Here is a 3,615-nt window from a genome sequence, read left to right on the forward strand (position 1 = left end):
CTCGCGGCCGTGGCCCGCGCCGGCCGCGCGCTCGGCGGCGCGCTGGCCTCCGCCGTCAACCTCCTCGACCCCGACACGATCGTGCTCGGCGGCGTGTTCTCCCCGCTGGCCCCGTGGATCCGGCCCCCGCTCCGGGCGGCGCTCGCGGACGGCCCCGGCACGCTGCGCCGCGAGATCCCGCCGGTCGAGGTGTCCGGCCTCGCGGAGGGCGCGGCCGTCCTCGGCGCCGCCGGCCTCGTCATCGAACGCGTCATCGCCGACCCCGCCCTCCTCCTCTGACCCCGCCTTTCGGGGAGCCTCGGGGGTCTGGGGGTTCCCAGGGGTCGTACGGATCCGTGCCTGGCGAGGCCCCGCGATCGGCGGGACGCGGGCTCGGCGAGGCCCCGTGACCGGTGGGGCTTCGGTCACGGGGCCGGTTCGCAGGGTTCAGGGAAGGGCGGGGTAGGCGTTCCGCATCAGTTCCTGGAACTGGGCGGAGAACCAGTGCCCGGACAGCGGCGCGCCGGCCAGGGCGCCGCTCATGTTGTTGTTGTTCCGCGGGTTGCCCGTGTACGTCGGGTCGCACATCCGGTCGAAGCCCTTGCCCTCGTCGTTCGGGATCTCGCTGCTCGCCCCGTCCGACTCGCCCGGAGGCTTGATCCAGACGTAGGCGTCGATCCCGGACTCCGGTGCCGTCTTCGGCCGCTCACCGAGACCGGCGCCGGACTGGTTGCACCAGTTGCCGAGGTGGATGCGCCGGTCCAGCCGGCCCCCGTCCACGTAGGCGTCCACCGTCGTCTTCGGGCCCGGGCCGGACGGGCGGGCCGCGCCGCCCCAGCCGTTGCGGCTGGTGTCGATCAGCATGCCGATCCCGGAGTCGAACCCGGCCTGGACGAGCCGGTTCCGGAACGCCTGCGCGTACGACAGCTCGTCGGTGTAGCGGTTCCAGTCGATCCACTTCGACTGCCGGACGGAGGTGCCGTTCACGGTGTCGTCGATCGTGAAGTAGGGCTCCTTCAGCGCCCCGTAGTTGGCGGTGTTGGTGATGAAGCCCGCGACGTTCGCCTTGGAGCCGGACGCCTGCGCCGTCTGGGCGAGCAGGTCGGCCGACGGGCCGAAGTTGTCGTCCCAGCCGAGCCAGCCGTGGTGGCCGACGTCGAGGTAGTTGTAAACGTTCGGCAGCGCGCCGAGCTTGCCGAGCGCGTAGGCGACGCCGTTGACGTAGTTCCCGTTCGCCTTCATCGTGTCGCAGGCGGGCGTCGCGGTCGGCTTGCTCCCGGTGTTGGTGACGAGGTTCGGCAGCGAGTCGATCTCGACGACCGTGACGATCCGCAGGTCCTTGTACTTGGCGTCGCCGAGGATCGCCGCGATCGGGTCGATGAACTCCGACTTGTACCGGGGCAGGTCGGTCGGGCCGAGCTCGCCGTTGGACGCGAGCGCCGAGCAGTCCCGTCCGGGCAGGTCGTAGACGACGAGCTGGACCACCCCGGCGCCCTGCGCGAGCGCCGCGTCGAGGTGGGCGCGCAGGCCCATGGAGCCGTTCGCGCCCGCGATCGCGGCGATCCGGTCGAGCCACACGCCGGTCGGCTGGTTCGCGATCCGGCTCCCGCCGGGCTCGGCGGCGGCGTGCGCGGACCATTCGGGGTTCACGTACGCCTTGACCCCGGCGTACGGGTTGTCCACGCGGCCGGGCGGCGGGTTCGTCGGGTCGGTGGGGGTGGTCGGGTCCGTGGGGCCGGGGGCCCCGGTGCAGGCCGTGCCGTTCAGCTTGAACGCGGTGGGCGCCTCGTTCGTGCCCGAGTACGTCGCCTGGAACCCGGGGCTGACCGTCGCCCCGGAGCCGAGCGAGGCGTTCCAGTCCGCGTTGCGCACGGTGACGTGCTTGCCGGACTGGCTGAACGTCCCGTTCCAGCCCTGGGTGACGTGCTGGTCGCCGGCGAAGTCCCACTCCAGCGCCCAGCCGCTGACCGCGTCGCCGAGGTTGGTGAGCGTGACGGTCGCCGTGAAGCCGGTGTTCCAGGAGTTGGCCGTGTAGTCGACCTTGCAGCCGGCGGCCGCGCTGGCCTGGGCCTGGGCCAGCGCGACCGCGCCCGAGGCGGCCAGCACCGCGGCGGCGGCAGCGGCGGCGGCGCGGCGGACGGTGCCGGGCGACCTGCGGGCAGGGGGGTGTCTCATCCGGGTCCTCTTCTCTGGTTGAACGGACGTCAGGGGGCCGAGCGCAGGTGGTCGCGGAGCCCGGCGCCGTACGCGGTCGGCGTGCCGTCGTACGAGCTGATCAGGGACGGGCCGCTGGAGCAGTTCCAGGTGTTCCAGGTCCAGCCGAGGTAGGAGGCGCCGTGCGCGTCCAGCCAGGCCAGCAGCCCGTCGATGTAGCCGTGCCCGCAGGTGTTCTCGCCGATCTCGCCCGCCACCAGCGGCACCTGCGCGGCGACGGGGGCGAGCTGCTGGTCCCAGCAGGAGGTGGAGGCGCAGTAGTTGAAGTTGTAGGAGTGCCAGGCGGCCGCGAGGTTGCCCGTCGGGTCGGACGGCTTGCGCGCGAGCCACTGGCCGAGGTCGTTGGAGTAGCTGTTGCCGCCCGCGAGGACGACGTTCGCGGCCCCCGCCGCGCGCACGGCGTCGAGCAGGTCCTGCATCCCGGCCGCCTCGTAGGTCAGCCCGGGACAGGCCGAGCCGCCGTCGCGCCAGCACGCCCACGACTGGTCGTAGCTCATGACGCCGATGTTGTTCGGGTACGGCTCGTTGAAGAGGTCGAAGACGACGGCCGTGTCGTCCTTGAACGCGGTGGCGACCCCGCGCCAGAACTCGGTCGCGTACTGCGCGTCCGGCATCGGCTTCTGGCACTCGGCGTTCGCGGTCGCGCAGTGGCTGTCGTTGCCCGTCCACAGGCCGTGGTTCCAGTGCAGGTCCAGGATCGGCGTGAGGCCGTTCTCCTCTAGCAGGGCGACGTAGGCGCGGACGGCGTTCTGGTACGCGGCGCCCCGGTAGGCCGGGTCCACGTTGGCCAGGCCGAGCCAGCAGTCCGCGTTGAGCGGCACGCGGACCGCGTTGACGTTCCACGACTTGATCGCCGTGACGGACGCCGCGTCCATCGGCCCGTCCCAGAACCCGTTGCCCTGGACGCAGGCGAACTCGCCGCCGGACCGGTTCACCCCGCGCAACCGCACGGTGTTCCCGGACCCGTCCACGAGCTTGTTGCCGGACACCTTCAGCTTCGGCGCCGGACCGCCGCCGGGCGGCTCGGTCGGGCCCGAGTCGCCGTTGCAGGCGGTGCCGTTGACGGTGAAGGCGGTCGGGTCGGCGTTGGTGCCGGTGTAGGAGAAGTTGGCGCCGGCCTGGACGGAGGCGCCGGTGGCGAGCGAGCCGTTCCAGCTCTCGTTCACGACCGTGACGGCCTTGCCGGACTGCGACCACCGGCCGTTCCATCCGTTGGCGAGCCGCTGGTCGCCGGAGTAGGAGTACGCCAGCGTCCAGCCGCTCAGCGCCGGTCCCCGGTTGGTGATCGTCACGGACGCCGTGAACCCCGACCCCCAGTCGTTCTTGGCGTAGCCGACCTCGCAGGTGACGGCGGCGCGCGCGGGCGGCGCGAGGGCTGTCGCGGTGACGGCGCCGGCGGCCAGCGCGACGGCCAGCCCGGCG

General features: G+C 72.7%; 3 protein-coding genes. 1 reads left to right on the forward strand and 2 read right to left on the reverse strand.

All coding sequences use genetic code 11. The annotated features are described in order from the left end of the window. Positions 1-279, forward strand: a 279-nt coding sequence (locus E1300_RS48445) for an ROK family protein (RefSeq protein ID WP_131763993.1), incomplete at its 5' end; no start/stop codon positions are given. A gap of 147 nt (positions 280-426) precedes the next feature. On the opposite strand, the gene E1300_RS48450 is transcribed toward E1300_RS48445, so the two are convergent. Together E1300_RS48450 and E1300_RS48455 are read right to left on the reverse strand one after the other, a co-directional pair. Beyond that, a complete protein-coding gene (locus E1300_RS48450) occupies positions 427-2,154 on the reverse strand; it encodes a glycoside hydrolase family 6 protein (protein WP_131763994.1) in 1,728 nt (575 codons plus the stop codon). A 29-nt stretch (positions 2,155-2,183) separates the two neighbouring features. Further along, on the reverse strand, positions 2,184-3,615 hold a 1,432-nt coding region (locus E1300_RS48455), incomplete at its 5' end, for a cellulase family glycosylhydrolase (RefSeq protein ID WP_207400441.1).

Source organism: Actinomadura fibrosa, assembly GCF_900659615.1.
GTDB classification, from domain to species: Bacteria; Actinomycetota; Actinomycetes; order Streptosporangiales; family Streptosporangiaceae; genus Spirillospora; species Spirillospora fibrosa.